At 64.6% G+C, this 16,946-nt stretch carries 20 protein-coding genes and 1 pseudogene; 9 read left to right on the top strand and 12 right to left on the bottom strand.

The window, feature by feature from the left end; all coding sequences use genetic code 11:
• Window positions 1-11: 11 nt before the first annotated feature.
• The 6 genes from J7I85_RS06895 to J7I85_RS06870 form a co-directional block, all read right to left on the bottom strand.
• Window positions 12-767: a hypothetical protein gene (locus J7I85_RS06895; RefSeq protein WP_214848582.1), complete on the bottom strand. Its 756-nt coding sequence runs from the start codon at window positions 765-767 to the stop codon at window positions 12-14.
• Between the two features lie 191 nt (window positions 768-958).
• On the bottom strand, window positions 959-1,981 hold the full coding sequence (locus tag J7I85_RS06890; RefSeq protein ID WP_214848578.1) for a 3-oxoacyl-ACP synthase III: 1,023 nt from the start codon (window positions 1,979-1,981) through the stop codon (window positions 959-961).
• A 105-nt stretch (window positions 1,982-2,086) separates the two neighbouring features.
• Window positions 2,087-2,419, bottom strand: a complete 333-nt coding sequence (locus J7I85_RS06885; RefSeq protein WP_214848564.1) for a hypothetical protein — start codon at window positions 2,417-2,419, stop codon at window positions 2,087-2,089.
• Between the two features lie 1,317 nt (window positions 2,420-3,736).
• Entirely contained in the window at window positions 3,737-3,886 is a 150-nt protein-coding gene (locus tag J7I85_RS06880; RefSeq protein ID WP_214848561.1) for a hypothetical protein, read from the bottom strand.
• Between the two features lie 161 nt (window positions 3,887-4,047).
• Window positions 4,048-4,599 carry a hypoxanthine phosphoribosyltransferase gene (gene hpt, locus J7I85_RS06875; RefSeq protein WP_214848558.1) on the bottom strand — a complete coding sequence of 184 codons (552 nt, stop codon included), beginning with the start codon at window positions 4,597-4,599 and terminating at the stop codon, window positions 4,048-4,050.
• A gap of 650 nt (window positions 4,600-5,249) precedes the next feature.
• Window positions 5,250-5,717, bottom strand: a complete 468-nt coding sequence (locus J7I85_RS06870; RefSeq protein WP_214848555.1) for a hypothetical protein — start codon at window positions 5,715-5,717, stop codon at window positions 5,250-5,252.
• Window positions 5,718-5,764: 47 nt separating this feature from the next.
• On the opposite strand from J7I85_RS06870, the pseudogene J7I85_RS06865 reads away from it, so the two are divergent.
• Window positions 5,765-5,912 (top strand): annotated as a pseudogene (locus tag J7I85_RS06865) (cold shock domain-containing protein); the annotation flags it as partial.
• A gap of 580 nt (window positions 5,913-6,492) precedes the next feature.
• On the opposite strand, the gene J7I85_RS06860 reads toward J7I85_RS06865, so the two are convergent.
• Both J7I85_RS06860 and J7I85_RS06855 read right to left on the bottom strand, forming a co-directional pair.
• On the bottom strand, window positions 6,493-7,059 hold the full coding sequence (locus J7I85_RS06860; RefSeq protein ID WP_214848552.1) for a phosphatase PAP2 family protein: 567 nt from the start codon (window positions 7,057-7,059) through the stop codon (window positions 6,493-6,495).
• A 48-nt stretch (window positions 7,060-7,107) separates the two neighbouring features.
• The gene (locus J7I85_RS06855; RefSeq protein ID WP_251024030.1) at window positions 7,108-7,767 is read right to left on the bottom strand and encodes a MarR family winged helix-turn-helix transcriptional regulator; all 660 of its coding nucleotides are present in this window, start codon (window positions 7,765-7,767) and stop codon (window positions 7,108-7,110) included.
• A 426-nt stretch (window positions 7,768-8,193) separates the two neighbouring features.
• On the opposite strand from J7I85_RS06855, the gene J7I85_RS06850 reads away from it, so the two are divergent.
• The 4 genes from J7I85_RS06850 to J7I85_RS06835 all read left to right on the top strand — a co-directional run bounded on the left by J7I85_RS06850 (window position 8,194) and on the right by J7I85_RS06835 (window position 11,236).
• Window positions 8,194-8,997 carry a hypothetical protein gene (locus tag J7I85_RS06850; RefSeq protein ID WP_214848549.1) on the top strand — a complete coding sequence of 268 codons (804 nt, stop codon included), beginning with the start codon at window positions 8,194-8,196 and terminating at the stop codon, window positions 8,995-8,997.
• A complete protein-coding gene (locus J7I85_RS06845; protein WP_214848546.1) occupies window positions 8,994-9,425 on the top strand; it encodes a phage holin family protein in 432 nt (143 codons plus the stop codon). The genes J7I85_RS06850 and J7I85_RS06845 overlap by 4 nt, the downstream gene beginning before the upstream one ends.
• Window positions 9,422-10,063: a DUF3618 domain-containing protein gene (locus tag J7I85_RS06840; protein ID WP_214848544.1), complete on the top strand. Its 642-nt coding sequence runs from the start codon at window positions 9,422-9,424 to the stop codon at window positions 10,061-10,063. The genes J7I85_RS06845 and J7I85_RS06840 overlap by 4 nt, the downstream gene beginning before the upstream one ends.
• 66 nt (window positions 10,064-10,129) lie before the next feature.
• Window positions 10,130-11,236: a YihY/virulence factor BrkB family protein gene (locus J7I85_RS06835; RefSeq protein ID WP_251024029.1), complete on the top strand. Its 1,107-nt coding sequence runs from the start codon at window positions 10,130-10,132 to the stop codon at window positions 11,234-11,236.
• 202 nt (window positions 11,237-11,438) lie between these two features.
• Here the strand turns inward: J7I85_RS06835 and J7I85_RS06830 are convergent, their stop codons facing one another.
• Window positions 11,439-11,615, bottom strand: a complete 177-nt coding sequence (locus tag J7I85_RS06830) for a CsbD family protein (protein WP_214848540.1) — start codon at window positions 11,613-11,615, stop codon at window positions 11,439-11,441.
• 332 nt (window positions 11,616-11,947) lie between these two features.
• On the opposite strand from J7I85_RS06830, the gene J7I85_RS06825 reads away from it, so the two are divergent.
• The 3 genes from J7I85_RS06825 (at window position 11,948) to J7I85_RS06815 (ending at window position 14,010) form a co-directional block, all read left to right on the top strand.
• A complete protein-coding gene (locus J7I85_RS06825; protein ID WP_214848538.1) occupies window positions 11,948-12,748 on the top strand; it encodes a DUF2382 domain-containing protein in 801 nt (266 codons plus the stop codon).
• 195 nt (window positions 12,749-12,943) lie between these two features.
• Window positions 12,944-13,441 carry a hypothetical protein gene (locus J7I85_RS06820; RefSeq protein ID WP_214848536.1) on the top strand — a complete coding sequence of 166 codons (498 nt, stop codon included), beginning with the start codon at window positions 12,944-12,946 and terminating at the stop codon, window positions 13,439-13,441.
• Between the two features lie 161 nt (window positions 13,442-13,602).
• Window positions 13,603-14,010, top strand: a complete 408-nt coding sequence (locus J7I85_RS06815) for a DUF3618 domain-containing protein (protein WP_214848523.1) — start codon at window positions 13,603-13,605, stop codon at window positions 14,008-14,010.
• A gap of 73 nt (window positions 14,011-14,083) precedes the next feature.
• On the opposite strand, the gene J7I85_RS06810 is transcribed toward J7I85_RS06815, so the two are convergent.
• The 3 genes from J7I85_RS06810 to J7I85_RS06800 form a co-directional block, all read right to left on the bottom strand.
• Window positions 14,084-14,485, bottom strand: coding sequence for an Hpt domain-containing protein (locus tag J7I85_RS06810; protein WP_214848521.1), 402 nt, complete (start codon window positions 14,483-14,485; stop codon window positions 14,084-14,086).
• Window positions 14,486-15,080: 595 nt separating this feature from the next.
• A complete protein-coding gene (locus J7I85_RS06805) occupies window positions 15,081-15,284 on the bottom strand; it encodes a cold-shock protein (RefSeq protein ID WP_214848518.1) in 204 nt (67 codons plus the stop codon).
• A 172-nt stretch (window positions 15,285-15,456) separates the two neighbouring features.
• The gene (locus J7I85_RS06800) at window positions 15,457-15,885 is read right to left on the bottom strand and encodes a response regulator (RefSeq protein ID WP_308159411.1); all 429 of its coding nucleotides are present in this window, start codon (window positions 15,883-15,885) and stop codon (window positions 15,457-15,459) included.
• 708 nt (window positions 15,886-16,593) lie between these two features.
• Between J7I85_RS06800 and J7I85_RS06795 the strand changes: the two genes are divergently transcribed.
• The coding region (locus tag J7I85_RS06795; protein WP_214848515.1) for a hypothetical protein at window positions 16,594-16,946 on the top strand (353 nt) is incomplete at its 3' end.

The raw sequence follows: 16,946 nt of genomic DNA, 5'->3' as shown, positions 1-16,946 counted from the left end.
ACGCCTGTGTCTCAGGACGTGTCGGCGACGGGGACGGTGCCGATCACCAGTGTTCCCTGCCCGGCAGCGGAGTGGAGGTCCAGGCTTGTGTCTGTGATGTCCAGGTTGTCTCCGCTGATGATGAGGATGTGCCGGCGGCGTGCCGCTGCTTCGAGCCATTGGGCGTCGTCTGTATGGTCCGGGTCAAGCTGTTCGCGGTAGAGGATTTGTCCGTCAATGCTGAGCAGGATGGCGCCCTGTGGTGTCACGGTGAAGTTGCAGCTCGGGGCCGTTTCGTGGGCCTGTTCCAGGATGTCGGCGTACTCGGGGCTCATGGCCAGCTGGAAACCGTGTGAGAGCAGGAGGGCGACCAGGGCCGAGGTCAGTTCGCCGTCGTTTTCCCGGAAGCTCACGACCGGGACCAGGGTGTAGGCCAGCGCCGGGACGACGCTTGCCTGGCCGGGTTTTGATTTGTGTGTAAGGAGTAGTCTCGCGGCCACGGGGGACAGTTCGTCCGGCTGCCAGGGAGTTTGCTCCACGGTCAGGGCCGGCCCGCTGCACCGGCGGTGGCAGACGCAGTCGGTGAAGATGAGGCGTTCGGTTCCGTCCGGGGCGGTGCTTTGCGTGATGTTCACGAGCAGGGAAAGCGGTTCGTCGGACCCGAGTGGACCCCCGCAGGCGGCGCATGCCTTCGCGGTGGCCGCTGCGGTGCGCACGTATTGGGTCGTGTCCCTGCCTTTGAAGGATTCCAGGCGCCCGTCCCAGGCGACATTGCGTGTCACTGGCATGAGGATGAGTCTAGCCATTTCCCTCCGCAGGCAATCGGATGATGCACAAACGCGCACCACCGTTGGTAACGCCGGTCGCGAGAGAACGCCGACGGCCTATGGGCGCCAGCCTTGACGCGAGGGCTGAGGGTTGCCGGGTCCGAGCCGATCGTCGGGGACCATTCCGGGTCCGAACCCGGGCCAGTCGGCGGCTACCAAACGATTTCCATCAAGGCGGTGTTCAGCCCGGAACCGACGCCCATGCACAGGACGCGATCCCCGGTTTCGAGGGACTGCGCCTCGGCGGCGAGGGTCATGGGCAGGGAGGCAGGGCCCACATTGCCCCAGTGCGGGAACGTGATCGGCACCTTGGCCGGGTCCAGATCAATGGCATTAATGATCGCCTGAGTATAAGCATTGCTGACCTGATGCGTGACATAGCGGTCCATGGCGGCCCAGTCCCACTCTGGCTCGGCCTCATGCCAGGCATCCACCACGAGCTGCAAGCCGCCATCGAGCAGGCCCCTCGTGTCCGTGGCCATGCCGTCAATGCCGCCCACGCACAGTTCATGATGTTCGGTTCCGGCACGCATCACGCCGCCGACAAGTCGGTGCGCCGCGGGGTGCTCATCCGCCGGGCCCAGGACGGCTGCAGCGGCTCCGGAGCCCAGCGTGAGCGTGGCGAACTCCCGGTTGAAGTCCTCACGGGTCGTCTCGGGCCGCTGTAGCCGGGCCAGCGTGGCCTCCTGCGTGGCCTCGGCATCCTCAGCGTTGACGATCACCGCGTACTTGATCTGGCCGGAGTCAATCATGTTGGCCGCGAGGGTCAAACCGTTCACGAATCCGAGGCAGGCGTTGGCCAGATCGAAGTTCATGCCCGATGACGGCAGGCCGAGTCCATGGTGGATCTTCACCGCGACAGACGGTTCCAGGTTGCGCCGCGTGACCGAGGTGTTGATCAGCAGGCCGATTTCGCACGCTTCGACACCGGCCTCGGCCAAGGCCTTCGCGCCCACTTCGACGGCAGCATCATCAAACGACGTCCCGGCGGCCCACCAGCGGCGGTGCGTTATCCCGGCAACGCGCTCCAGCAGCCTCGGCGGGAATTTCAGCCGCTGAAGGGTCGAAGCCAACCTTCGGTCGAAATCCGTGGAACTCACGATCCTCGGAGCCTCGACACTGCTCACCGAAAGCAACGCGGTATTGATATGCCGGAAAGTTGCATTGCCTGCCAATTCAAGCCCCTGTTCGTTTCCGTCCTGCATTCATGCGGTGACTGTACCCATAAACGCAAGCCCAAGAGCTTAACTCCTTATTTTTCCTCGGACCCGGGCGGCCTTCTACCGGTTGCGGGCGGCGATGGGTTCCAGGAACTGCGGTGATCCCGGACCCGCGGCGGGGTTGGCTCCTCCGGTCTTGTTGAGCTCGATCAGGCCGTCGAGCTGGCTTATGATCCATTCCCGCACGGCTTGTTCTTCCTCCCAGGATTCAACGTAGCTCCAGCGGGCCGCCATTTCCTCGCGGACCTCCTCGAGGGTGTGCCGCTGGATGCCGTGGCGGAACTGCTCGATGATGGCGGCGTGCGCCTGTCGGCGCTGCTCATCGTTCCAGCGCTCCCGAGGAACGATGAAGCCTGCTTCGTCGCGGATTACGGCGCGGGGACGTTGGTTCATCGGGAGCACTGGATCGGCGTCCTTCCGGTAATTCTGGCGGGGGTGTGAGGTATCGGTTGCAGTATGGCTGTTCTAACAACAACAGCAGCCTGACGGGAGCAATGAGCCATACCCGGAAGGCGGGGTTCTCCACGGTCGCTGCCGGGCGCAGGAGGCCCTGATGTTCGGTGTTGCTTGGCTCTGGTCCGTACCGCCTGTGGCGGGTCCGGGCTGGATCCGGAAATTGTCGGGCGTGGATCCCCGGCGTCCGGTCACCGGCCCCCCTCCACGTCCACGTCTCCCAAGTCCATGCTCTACGGCGAGTTTTATCCGCCGGCCACTGGACGGGCGCGAACTACACGGCATCCCTGGCCCGCTCCGCCGGATCGGCCTCCCGCGGCACTTGTCGTGGGGTTGCCGGGTCCGGTTACCTCTTGGGGGAATGCGACCGGACCCGGCTGTCCCGCAGTGACGATGCGCCACTGACCGTCAACTCAGGACACTGAACACTCTCACCCATGCTCCTTGGGCAAAACCCGGGCCGTAACAGCATGTTAGGCGGCCCTGCCTCCGGGGTCCGGGAACAAACTGGGCAGGAAGACCCTGCGCTCCTCACCGGGCCCGGATACCGGTGATCACGGCCGGCGGCGGGCTGGGATGCCACGAGACAATGGGGAATCGGTGGCTACCGCCGCCAGCCTGCATCAATCCTACGTCCGGCCTTTTTGAGGGGATCCTGCCCCCGGCGATGACCTGGCCGGTCACGGCGATCGGCGGCACGACCTGCATCTTTGCGCCGCTCTGGCGTACTTTGGGGGCCAGTCCGCTCTTGCATGGCTTTCCGAGTCCGGGACACCACCCTCTTCACAGCCACGGAACGGAAACGGCACAGCCTGCGCGGACTGCGGCCACGGGCAAGGAAAAGGGAAGCCGCGCTGCTTGCCGGCCTCCCCTTTTCCCTAGCGGAGGAAACCTCTACTGTACGTTGGGGTTGATCGCGCGGCCACGTCCCCGGGCAGGCAGGCCAGCGGGGCCCGTCCCCGGGCGACGGCAGTACGCTGGCCGGTATGCCTGTCACAAGCAACGTCGCCTGGGACGAACGGCTCGAAGCCTTCAAGGGCCGGGACACCACCCACTTCCTGGCCGCGGTCGCCGCCCTGGCCAGGACCTGCGCGGCGTGCGGGCTGCCCGTGGGACCCGCTGAACTCCTCTCGCCGCTTCCGCGAACCCGGCGGGGAACTGACCTCCGCCCTTGTCCCGGTGCTGCTCTCCCCCGGCTTCGGACTGTCCATCAGCACCGACTACAAGGAGATTGTCCAGCACGCCCGGGACGTCCATTCAGGCGTCGGCTGCACCGTGACTGGGCAGGGCCTGGTCAGCCTGCACATCGACGGGGACCTGGTGAACTCCGAGCAGCTGGAAACCCGCCGATGCAAGAGAAACCCAGTGGCTCCACGCCGCAACCCGGGCAGGCAAGATCCTGGTCATCAGTCGGGACTACCTGGAAATCAGCGAAACGGGCCTGAACATGGGCGCCGCCACACGTCTGGGCACCCTGGTCACCGGCTACGTCCCGGTCCCGGACCTGACCACGGGAAAACGGGAACAGATCCCGGGAGCCAGGGTCTGGACCGGCGGTGCCTGCAGGCTTATTCGTAAACGTGCGGAGCCAGCGTGCCGATGAAGTCCAGGTTGCGGTATCTCTCTTCGTAGTCGAGTCCGTAGCCGACGACGAACTGGTCGGGAATGTCATAGCCCACGTACTTGACGTCGATGTCCACCTTGGATGCAGCCGGTTTGCGCAGGAGTGTGCAGATTTCCACTGTTGCCGGACCGCGGGAGAGCAGGTTCGTTTTCAGCCAGGACAGGGTCAGACCGGAGTCTATGATGTCCTCCACGACGAGCACGTGCTTGCCCAGAAGATCTGTTTCCAGGTCCTTAAGGATCCGGACAACTCCGGAGAGTTTCGTTCCCGAGCCGTAGGATGCGACGGCCATCCAATCCATGGTGACGGGACTTTGCAGTGCGCGGGCCAGGTCGGCCATCATCATGACCGCACCCTTTAGCACACCCACGAGCAGCACATCACGGCCCGCATAATCCTCGTCGATCTCCGCCGCGAGTTCGGTGATGCGTAGCTGGATCTGCTCTTTGGTGTAGAGGACATTCTTGAGACCGGACTGGACGTGGTTGGAATCCACCAAATTCTCCCGCTACTGGACGTTAGTGCGTGCTGGTGCCGCTGTTGCAGCCACAGACAAGATTGCCATGACTGCGGCCCCGGGATGGCACGACGTGGAGGCGGACCTGCCCTTGGTGCCTTGCAAAGTGAAACGGGAAGAGGGTCATGGAGCACAATGGGACTGAAATGAGTGAGCATTGATGGTCCTTATGCTCGGTGTCATTTTTCCGACCTCAGCTGCACCGAAGGTCCGGACCCGGCTGCACCAAGGTTTCCGCGGGCCAGGCTTGACGGGGGTGCATTGCCAGGCCCGGCGGACTGGCCCGGAGGGCGCCTCGTTGGCCAGATACCCAGATCCTTTCGCTGACGCCTTGGGGAAACCCGACGAACCTTGTGAACCGACCGATACCACGACCTCAGAAAACACGCCCCTCGGACAAGGCACCTTTGCGGGGCCCGCCACAACAGAGGGGGGAACCCCACAGCGCTCCCATTGTCCACAGGGAATTCATCATGACGGCAGGGCAGAGTACGGCCAGCCAGGACAGACGAAAAGAGGTGGTTCCCGTGAACGTCGAGATGACCGGCAACGCCGCTAACGCGGACGGTCCAACGGCCGACACTCCGGTGCCGGCGGAAGGACACGGAGTGATGCCTCGTTCCACACTCCTACCGACGGCCGACCATCAGCAGCGGCGCGCCGCTACGCCCGCAGTGGCGGGACCGGCTCAACCAACCTCCCCAGGCCAGGCAGGACGGGGCGGGCTTCTGCAGTTTCAGCTCAAGCAGCTGATCGGCGGGATCCTCGCTCACCCGGACCTCGATCCTGGAATACGCCTGGCCCTGCTCCGGCACCTGTCCCAGAACCACGGGCATCCCGAGCAGGCTCTGCTCGCCCACCTCCGCGACGTCCAGGACCCCCACGACCTGCCACCGTTCAAGGCCTGCCGGAAGCCTACGATGCAGTCCCCCGGTTCGTAGGCTGCCTTTCCAGCGGCGCTGCTGGCCCGTTTCCCGGGCTGCTTTTGGCGGCGAAGACCAGCCGGGGCTGCGCCGGGAGACCAGCCCGCTCTTCACCTTTGTGCCCGGCGCAAAATTGGAACCGGCCGGCGGCGGACGGCCGCTGGTGTCCCCCATGCCAGCCGGCACCCAGTTCCGTCGTCGGTCCTAAAGGCTTTGGCTTCATCGCCCCCTGATGACATATCAGCAGATATGTTTGCCCACTTACTCCGCAATCGCGTCCAGCGGATACCGCTCCCTGGAGGAGAACCAAAGGGTCCAGTTCGGAGTAGTTCAGGGTCAGAAGGGCCCCAAGCGGAAAACATTAGTCCGCAAATAGTCCATCCCGGACCGCCTGGAGCCCACAGCCGCGGCGAGCTGCCACTTCTGTGGCCGGGACGGCAGGAGGCCACCGTGAGCATTTTGGCCCTTTGGCCCCGCCGTGTAGTCCGACACTCGTAAAAAACATTTCGGAGGCAACGGTTGAATCCAGCCCTCACGGATTTGTGGTGCAGCCGGACCCTGCGATCTGGGGGGAATGCAACGGGCCCGGCTGCCTGTCACACGGTCCAGGAGGCGCGGCTTCCCCCGTCGGGACAGTTTCATTGTGACCGCCACGCCTTGGAGAAAAGCTGGGCCATATGCCGGGTACGTGAGGCCACCAAGAGTGGGGGCGCACCCGCGCCGCGGCCCACGTGTGCGGCGCGACGCGGCCCATTTTTGCGGGAGGCGGACGGGATTTTAGACGGCGGTGTCGTCAAGCCGGGTTTCATGGTTCATGGAAAGCCCAAACGCACGCCAAGGGTGGAGGCCATCGGGGGCGTCCCACCGCACGCTTCCTATGGTGCGGCTGCAGCGGAACTTCTGGCCGGTCAACCTCTAAGAGGTCCGTGAGCCGCTGCCGCTAAAAGCATCAATCGGCGGCACGTGGGCAGGCCTGGAGGCCTGGCCACAACTTTTTGGTCAGCAGCGCTGCGCTGATTCCCAGTGCAGACCCAAGGACGACATCGGAGGCCCAGTGCGCGCCGGTGTGCACGCGGGAATATGCGACGCCAGCGGCGACGGGAATGACGGCGGCGCCCAGTCCCGGACTCACCAGGGCGACACCGGTGGCAAAAGCCGCCGCGGACGCCGAATGCCCCGAGGGCAGGGAGGAACTGCCGGATTCCGGAGGCCCGAATCGCAGGAAAGACAGCTGCTCGGGTCGCGGCCGCGAAGGCAGCAGCGCCTTGAACACCGCGTTCGTGCCCGAAGCCAGAGCAAGCGCGACCAGGCCATGGGCAGCAGCCCGCCGTGGCCGGCCGGTTCGCAGCGCCATCACCCCTGCTATCGCAAACCAGAGCTTGCTGTACTTTGCGGCCGATGACAACCTCTGAAACGCATCGTCGGCGGCGCCGGCCGGGAGACGGCTGACGCGCTCTACCAGGGCCCGGTCCAGCCGCTCAACAGTTTTCCTGACTTCCCGGAGGATTCCCGCCATGTGACCAGCCTTCTTACGTTTCATCACGGGCCGCCTCACCGATTGACCTCAGGTCACCGGCGCACGGCGGCTAATGAGTCTGACGTCGTGTGTTCTCACACGCTCTTCCCCTATGAGGGTACGACGCGGCCCGCTTTCACGGTGCCCGGTTCCCGGCACCCCACGTAGGCGGGTTGGCCTCGGGGATGTTTCGGAGGCCCGTTGCGGAGCGTGAAGGGAGGCGACGAACCTGGTGAGTTCTTCCTGAAGGATTCTCCACTTTTCGGGGTCCATGTCAGCCGGAAAGGCGTCGATCTCTGCCTTGTGGGCAGCTGCCAAGGCCGCCTCCCCTGCAGCGGTTAACTCGACGATGAGTTGGCGCCGGTCTGAAGGATGCCGTGTCCTTGTGAGGAGTCCCCGGTTCTGGAGCCGGGTCAGGACCTTGCCGAGGGTCTGGCTTTTCACGTGCACTATGGCGGCAAGCTGTTCCTGGTTCCGCGGGCCGGTAGCGAGCCCGTCGAGAGCTATGACGGCGGCCCGCGTCAGGCCAAGCGGTGCCAAGGCGTCGTCCAGGCGGCGCTGGATCAGACGGGCTGCCAGAGATAGCAGCCGGTAGCTGGCCCGTAGGTCCGGCTGAGGCGCGGTGGTCATCGGCAGGCCGTCCTCGACCGGACCGGTCTCGATGGTTTCCTTTTCGACTTCTTCATCAACGGTCACTTCGTCGGTCATACCGCTCCGCGGTTGGCATCCGCGATCGGGTCGCTCTCGCGGGACAACGCCTCCCTGACGGAGATTGCTTCCCACTACATAAGCCTGCTTAGCATCCTGTTGGCAAGCATGCTTACTAATCCGCGCCTGATCGCAGCAGCCGTGCGGGTTCGACGAAAGCCTGACCAGCACCAGCCTGCGGGAGTTTGCCGATTCGCCGCCTGAACTCGAGGCGTCAAGGGAATGAACGCTTGCCCGGTGACTGGGAAGCTGCTGCCGGACTCCCCCGAAACTCCTGGCGGGAACCGGGGCGGCGATTCCCGAATTTGCCCTTGCGCAGCAGATAGCAAGTGGGCTTACGATTCAGTTGGTAACCGTGCTTACTAATCGAACCCGGCCGAGCTGGTTCCTGATCGCCAGCTGACCTTTCCTGAAAAGAGAGCAACGATGACTGAGAACCAATGGCCCGAGGCTGCACCGCCGACCACGAGTGACCAGTACCGGAGCCCAGGAACGCCGGGACTCTCCGTTGAGTCGGAGAGTTCCAAAAAGGACGTCGCCAAGGAAGAAGCGTCGAATGTGGCTGGCCAGGCCGCCGGCGCCGCGCAGCACGTGGCCGGGACGGCCAAGGCCGAGGCTGCCAACGTCGCTTCCGAGGCAAAGACCAACGCCCGGGATCTCCTTCATCAGGCAAAATCCGACCTGACAAGCCAGGCAGGCACTCAGCAGCAGAAGGCCGCCGAAGGGATCCGCACCATCTCCTCGCAGCTGCGCACCATGTCGGAAGCACCGGACCAGCAAGGTGTCGCCTCCGACCTGATCCGCCAGGCCGCGGACCGCTCCCAGTCCGTCGCATCCTGGCTGGAGAACAGGGACCCGGGCTCGCTGCTGGACGAGGTCAAGTCCTTTGCCCGCCAACGTCCCGGCACGTTCCTGCTCCTCGCCGCCGGTGCCGGCGTACTTGCCGGCCGGCTGGGCCGCAGCCTGCAGGCCGGATCCCCGGCCGCCACTTCGGCAACCGGCACCACCGTCCCGCCCCAGCCCATCCAGTCCCCGCTGGCGGCAGAAAGCACCCTTGCAGCGGGAACCGGTGCGCCCCTCTACGACGAAGCCACGATCAGCGCTCCCGCTTACGGCGAGACCGTCTATGGAGAGCCAGCGCGGCCCGGGTTCGCCGCTCCCGGGTCGGCAGGGGTTCCGCTGCGCGATCCCAACGATCCGTATGTCGAGGGTGAAGGAGGCCGGCTGTGAGCAGCCAGGTACCGGAGACTCCTCCGACAGCCGCGCATGCCAAGGCGGACACGAATTCCCTCGGGGAGCTCTTGGGTGAGGTCACCCGGGATCTTTCTACGCTGATGCGCCAGGAACTGGAGCTGGCCAAGGCCGAAGCGAAACAGTCCGCGACGAGGGCCGGCAAGGGCGGCGGCATGCTCGCCGGCGCCGGCGTCGCCGGGCACTTCGTGCTGGCTTTCCTGTCCCTGGCCCTGTGGTGGGCGCTGGGCACCCTGATCGGGCTGGGCTGGTCCGCCGTCGTCGTGGCCGTCATCTGGGGCATCATCGCGGCCGTCCTGGCATCGGTTGGCCGCAAGGAACTCAAGAAGATCAAGGGCATGCCCCAGACCGTCGAAACCGTCCAGGAAATCCCGCCCACCCTGAAACCCAATGGAGAGAACCGATGAGTGAAAACCCGGACGCCATCCGCGCCGACATCGAAGAAACTCGCGCCCGCCTGGGCACCAATGTGGACGCCGTGGCCGACAAAGCAACCCCGTCCAACATCGTCCACCGGCAGACCGGCAAGGCCAAGGACAGGGTCAGGGCCGCCGTCTTCGGAGCGAAGGAGAAAGTCATGGGCACCGCGGACCGCGCCACCTCCAAGGTCCCCTCGACCACCGGTACCGCCGGGTCCGCCATCAGCGATGCAGGCTCAGCCGTCAGCTCCACCATGCACGACGCCGGCGAAGCCATCTCCGAAGCCCCGCACAAGGCCGCCGCCAAAACCCAGGGCAACCCCCTTGCCGCGGGCCTGATCGCCTTCGGCGCCGGCCTGCTCGTCTCCTCCCTGATCCCGCCAAGCGAGAAGGAACGCGAAGCCGCCGACGCCCTCAAGAGCGCAGCGGAACCGGTCACGACCCAACTGACCGACGCCGCGAAAGACATGGCCGCGGGCCTGAAGGAACCCGCCCAGGAAGCCATGGAGAACGTCAAGACCACGGCCACCGACGCCGCCGAAACCGTCAAAGGAGAGGGCCAGGCAGCCGTTTCCGACGTCAAGACCAGCGCCGCCGACGCGAAGGACCACGTCCAGAACACCTGAGACGAAGGTGTGGGCGGCCGACTTCCCGGGGAGGGACGCCCGGTCCGCTGCACAACCCCGGAAAGGATGGGTCACGTGTCCGAAAAAGAAGCCCCGGAAACCAGCACGGCCAAGGCGTCCACGGCGCCCGCCCCGGACGATGAGCGCAAACCCGACAGCCCCACGGATGTCACCAAACCGTCCTGGAAGTACATCGCCAAGAAAACACTCCGCGAGTTCAGCCAGGACCACTGCCCGGACCTTGCCGCCGGCCTCACCTACTACGCTGTCCTCTCGCTTTTCCCGGCGCTACTCGCACTGGTCTCGCTCCTGGGCATCTTTGGCCAGGCGGAAAAAACGACGGCGGCACTCCTGGACATCGTGCAGGGCATCGCCCCCGGCACCACCACGGACATGATCCGCGAACCCATCCAGGAACTGACCACGTCACCGGCGGCCGGCTTCACCCTGATCATCGGCCTCGCCACAGCCCTGTGGTCCGCTTCCGGCTACGTGAACGGGTTCGGCCGGGCCATGAACCGGGTTTACGAAGTCGACGAAGGCCGCGGCTTCATCAAGCTTCGCGGAACGATGCTCGGTGTGACGGTCCTTTCCGTGGTCATCGTGGCGCTGCTCGCGGCCATGCTCGTGATCAGCGGCCCCGTCGCCGAAGCCGTGGGCGGCGTTCTCGGACTCGGCGGGGTGTTCCTGACCGTCTGGAACATTGCCAAGTGGCCGGTCATCATCCTGCTGGTCATCGTGGTCATCGCCATCCTTTACTACGCCACCCCCAACGTCCGGCAGCCCAAGATCCGCTGGATGAGCATCGGCTCCTTCATTGCCCTGATGATCTTCGTGCTGGCCTCGCTGGGATTCGGGTTCTACGTTGCTAACTTCAGCAACTACAACAAGACCTACGGGGCAATCGGCGGCGTGATCGTCATGCTCCTGTGGCTCTGGATCCTGAACATGTCCTTGTTGTTTGGTGCCGAGTTCGACGCCGAGATGGAGCGCGGCCGGGAATTGCAGGCGGGCATCGAGGCGGAGGAAACCCTTCAGCTGCCGCCACGCGGCACGAAGAAGAGCGACAAACTTCACGAGCAGGAGGAAGAAGACATCCAGCGCGGCCGGGAACTGCGCCAGCAGCACAGCCAGGACAAGGACAGCCCTGACGGCCGGAACCGGCGACAGTGATCACGCACGGCACCGTCGGGCCCCCGCAAGCTGCACCGCGACCCTCCCGGCTGGACGCCCCCATGCCGTGGACGGCAGTGTGGCTCACGGCTTCGGGAAAACCCTACGGGAAGGATGAAGAAAAATGGGTGCAGCTCCCGTGCGGGGCTACACCCATTCGTTCATGCAGAGTGTGGTTCGTTTATCGCAGCGGCTGTTGCGGTCAGTCCTTCTTGAAGACGTCCTTGATCTTTTCGCCGGCCTGCTTCAGATCCGACTTGGCCTGGTCGCCCTTACCCTCGGCCCGGAGGCTCTCATCGCCGGTCGCTTCGCCTGCGGTTTCTTTGCCCTTGCCGCTCACCTTGTCTGCGGCGTTCTTAATCTTGTCGTCCAAACCCATGGTGTTTCTCCCTACGGTTCGCGCCCCGCCGGCCTGCCGCCGGCGGCTGACACTTCCATCGTAGCGACCACAACCGAAAATTCTCCGGTGCCCACCAGACGAATAGTAAGTATGCTTATGGGATAAGTTTGGAAGGCCGGTCAGGGGGCTTCCGCCGCGGGTCCGGCCCGCCCCGCACCCCCCTTTCACCGAGTCCGGAATGCCCTCACATCACACCCCCGGTGGTGACCCCGCACCGGTACGGCGCAGCCACCACCGCACGGGCCCCTTATAGGAAGAGACCCGATCGCTAAGTTCAACGAACCGAAAACAAGATCCAAGGGAGAGACATCATGTTCAGCAGGGAAAACATTGACGGTGTGCTCAACGCCGGCGGTAACGTCCTGACCACCGACGGGGACAAGATCGGTTCCATCGGCCAGGTCTACGCCGACGACAACAGCGGCGAACCCAGCTTCGTGACGGTCAAGACCGGGCTGTTCGGCACGTCCGAATCGTTCGTCCCGCTCGAAGGGGCACGCATCGAAGGCAACGACATCCTCGTCCCGTACACCAAGGACCAGGTCAAGGACGCACCCAGGGTCGCCGAAGACGGCCACCTGGAACCGGGCGAGGAAGACCGCCTTTACGGGCACTACGGTCTCGGCGGAGGCACCACCTACACCGACACCACCCGCGATACCGGCAGGACCGACACGGACACGTACGCGTCCAGGGAAACGACCGGAACGATGGGCAGGGACACCTCTGCCGGCGGAACCGATGATGCCATGACCCGCTCGGAGGAGCGCCTCCGGGTCGGCACCGAGAAGCAGGCAGCAGGCAGGGCGCGGCTGCGCAAGTACGTCACCACCGAAAACGTCACCCAGACCGTCCCGGTGGAACGTGAGGAAGTCCGGCTCGAACGCGAACCCATCACCGAGGAGAACCGCGGCGCCGCGATGTCCGGCCCGGACATCACTGAGGACGAACACGAGGTCACCCTGCATGAGGAACGCCCCGTCGTGGAGAAGGAAACCGTCCCGGTCGAACGCGTCCGCCTCGACAAGGACACCGTGACCGATGACGTCACCGTCCAGGAGGAAGTCCGCAAGGAAAACATCGACACCGACACCGGCGAAACCCGCCGATAACAGCCCCCGACGGCGCAGGCACCGGGGCCAGGGCCTCTGCCCGGGCCCCGGTGCCCCCCCCCCAATAGATCCCTCCCGGCCGCCATCTAAGCGCTGCAAACTGTTGGCGATCCGCCTCGCACATCTCTGCAAAACAAGACTGTTTGCAGGGAAACATCAGCATTTTCCGTTGACATCCACCCCCTGGAGGCAACCGTGCATACGTCACAAAAAACCGTCCCCACCGCTCGCGAGCACCATCTCCAAGAAAATGTCCTCACCCAACTGGCCAAGGGCAGGGAGTGGGCAACACCCGGAATCGAAGCCGCCTTACACCGGGCACTGACCGGGATCGACAGCGGCCTCGAGGCAGCGTCCCCGCGGATTCAAGCCGGCCTGCGCACGATTGCCGACGAACTCGCCGGCGGAGTGGGGGCCGTGACTCCCCGAGTCCATGAGCGGATAACCCGGATCACAGCGAAGGCTGCCCCTCCCGCTCCAGACCTGGCCGCGGAGTTGGCCAAGTCTGAAGGGCCGTCCCGGAAGCCTTGGTTGATTGCCGGAATCGCGGCAGCTGCGGCGCTTTGTGGTGCCAGCCTCTGGCGCGCCCTTCGCCCAGCCGGGGAAGCCCCGGTCGAGCCTCCAACGGAACAGACCCTTGAGAACGGGGTAATCCCCAACGATCCAGCCGCCGCCACCCAGTCCACTATCTAGGCGGAACCATCATTACCCGCGCAGCAAACCTGGATGATGGGCGAAATTGCCCTGAAGAGCCGCAAGAACACCAGCGGACCTGCTGACGTTCTTGCGGCCGCCGGTGCCCGGCGGGAGCCTATCGGCGGCCAGACATTCAAGAGGTCAAGGAGCAAACATCAATGAGCACCTCCGTCACCCCTCCTAACCCGGAACCGTACAAGGACGCCGGCATCGAGGACATCAAACATGACATCGAACAGACCCGCGAAGAGCTCGGCGAAACCGTGGAAGCCATCACCGCGAAACTCGACGTCAAGGCACAGGCCAGAAAGAAAGCCGCGACCCTGAAAAACCAGGCCACGAGCAGGCTCGCCTCGGGCAAAGAACAGGCCGCAGGGGCTATGGCGTACAGTCGTTCTCAACTCGACCGGATTACCGGGCAGGTGAAAACCTACCGGGCGGAAAACGGGCGGCAAAGCCAGGCACTGCTCGCCGGAGCATCCGCTACCGCCGGTGCAATCATCACCATCATCATCTGGCGCACCCTGCGCAGGAGACCAGTCGCAGGCGATGCGCTAATCCCCTGACACAAGTTCGACGACGGAGGAACGGCGTCCCGCAGGGTCAGAAGGAGAAGGGGCATCTCCTCCAGTAGTTGGTTCAGGAGTGGGAATCCTGGGATCTGGGTGGGAGGTGTCCGCGACGGGAAGCTTCCCGGATTACCTGGCGGATGTTGGAGAAGAGGCCCGCTGTTACAGCGGTAACGTCGGGGCTGTGGCCGCGCTTTAGTCCCCTTTCCAGATCCCGGCAGTACGATTCGAGGCGCAGGGCGCCAGCCATCGCGGAACTGGTTCGCAGGCTGACCACGGCATCGAGACTCTCCACTGTGTCTTCGCGCGTCAGCGCTCTGACGATTTTGGCTGCCCGGGCGGGCAGCATCAGCAGGTACTCCTCGATGAACGCCCGGGCGACGGCCTCCCCGGCATCATCTTTGAGATCCTGCAGCGCGCCGTCATCCAATGCGGAGAGGTCCTGGCCCGGGTCCTCCCTCATATCAGCCACCTCACCCTCTTTTTCGCGCCGATCCTGGTTGGTTCAAGGATCATCCAGCAGGCAACTCAAGAAGCGGACACTCTCGCCGCAGGTTCCGATCAAGAGTCCTTGGGGACAAGGACCACACAAGGCTCCAGCTCCGGGCATGCAAGCAGTGCCCCACTTCCTAGGAAATCGGACAGTCCTCCAAAGGACTGGCCTGGGGATGGATGGTGCCGGGAACGGCGGACCTCTCCTGCCATTCGGACCTGCGGCTTAAGTCAATGGGCTGATCAGGGTCCATCCGGGGTCGTGGGTGTGGGTCACTTCGACGTGGGGTCGGGCTCCCGCGAAACGGTCGATGGTGTCCCGGCCGTTCTGGTCAGGCGGTCCGGGATGGACTATTTTGCCGGGACCGGCTCTCTGGACGGGACTCGCGGCCTCCGTCTCGGCCAGATATCCGGAAGCCTGTCAGCGCCTGCCTAGGAAAAAGCGGGTTTTCCTGTGCCTTCTCAAGCCCCCCTGTCCCGCAAAAGAGTCCCTCCGGGAATCCTCACTGGGGGGAGTTGCGACCCTGGTGGGCGCGCTGGTGATCGAAACGCCCGTCCGATCAGCGGCGGGGAGGTTACAGCAAACTGATGTTTTCCGCTTGGGGGCCCTTCTCGCCCTGAACTATGTCGAACTGGACCTTTTGGTTCTCCTCTAGGGAGCGGTATCCGCTGGACGTGATTGCCGAGTAGTGGGCAAACACATCTGCTGATCCGTCATCAGGGGCGATGAAGCCAAAGCCTTTCTCCGAGTTGAACCATTTCACTGTACCTGTCGCCATGCCCGCTGCCCCTTGGGAAGTCATCGTCTCATCTCACCGCATACGCCGTCGTGCCGGCGGAGGCGGAGGTCCTCCTCCGCTGGTGTCCAACGTAGGGCCCAACGCTCCCGTGGCGCAAGGGTCAACTTCTGGGGCGTTCGGTCGGGCTGTTCTATCCGCAGGAGGGGGCCGGTTATGCGCGTTGTTCCCGGCCGTGGGCGGTCAACGGGCCAACGGGGCAGAGCCTGTTCACTGTCTCGGTGAGCTGCCGGGGGTGGAAGGGTTTGGTTAGGTACGCGGCGGCTCCGGATGCCATGCCGGCCATTTCGTCGTCGACCTCGGCCCGGGCGGTGATGAACAGCATCGGCGCTTCGGACCGTGCCCGGATATACCGGGCCACATCCAGGCCGTCCATGTCCGGCAGGTTCAGGTCGACGGTCACCAGGGCAGGGTGGTGCTCCCATGCAGCGGCCACTCCCTCCACGCCGTTGCCGACCGCATGAACATCAAAACCGATCCGCATCAGGATCAGCGTCAGCAGATCGCGAATATCCCTGTCATCCTCGATGACCAGGCAAAGCCCCGTGTACCCAACGTGCCCCCCGGCCTGTTGTAGGTGCACACGGTGTAGGACGGAAACCTCAAGGATGCCCACGCCCGGGCCTGCCACAAATGCCGGAGGCTGAGGATGGGGTTGCCCTCCGGAGGCCAGGTTGCTTGCTGCAGTGACACGGAGCCCCTGCGCCAGCAACGGCCTGAACGCAGGGGCTCCTGGACACTGCAGCTCTTGGGGGAAAGCTGAGTTCCTGCAGACAAATTACCGCAGGCGTCGTGCAGCAAACGTCCCATAGGCTCTGATCGGATCATTCTTGAGCCAATCTTGATTGATTCAACGAGCCAGTGAAGTCCGTCTGCCGGGTACCGTGTTTCCAACTTTTCTCAGACCGAGTTGCAAGGCCGGTGTGAAGCGCCGCGCCTGGCCCGTACCGCGGCCGCCCTTGGGGGGTAGCCCGACCCTGCGTTGGGGATGCCGCCGGGCCGTCTGTCCAGTCCTGCGGCACCTTCGTTCACGGGGCGCTCCATTCTGACGACCGAGAGTTAGGAAAGAGCGGAATGGGGGCCACCCTTTTGCGGGGCAGGGGGCTTGAGAAGGACCGGGAAAACACGGTTTTTCCTAGGCAGGCACTGACAGGCTCTGGATATCTGGTCGGCGGACGCCCGCGAATCCGGCCCAGACAGCCGGTCCCGGCAACTCGTCAATCCGGGACGGGCTGGAGCCCAAACCCGCGGAGAGCTGCCACTACTGTGGCCGGGACGGCAGGAGGCCACAGTGAGCATTCAACGGCAGAACCATACAGTCCACACGCGCGCCATCTCCGCGTTCTGGCGATGGTGGTCAGCAGAAGGTGTCAACCTCCTCAATGGCGCCGTCACGACAGGCGACTACCGGGACCTTCCAGACACCCTCGATGCCATGATCAAGGCGATCGGTCCGGGACTCAGCTGGGAGACCGCACCGGGCATCCGGGCACGGCACCAGTTCTGCGTCTCCGGCGGCGGGGACCCCGGACTGCGGGTCCTGGCCGAACGGTGGCGGCGGGCCGCACCTGCGCCCACGCCGATGTGGGAATTCGCCGCAGCGAGGCAACGGCAACCCGGCATGCTCGCCGTCACCCTCGAAGC

The sequence above is a fragment of the Arthrobacter sp. ISL-65 genome, from assembly GCF_018613795.1.
GTDB lineage: Bacteria > Actinomycetota > Actinomycetes > Actinomycetales > Micrococcaceae > Arthrobacter.
The sequence above is the reverse complement of the archived record's forward strand: the minus strand, read 5'-3'. Positions and strand labels throughout refer to the sequence as shown.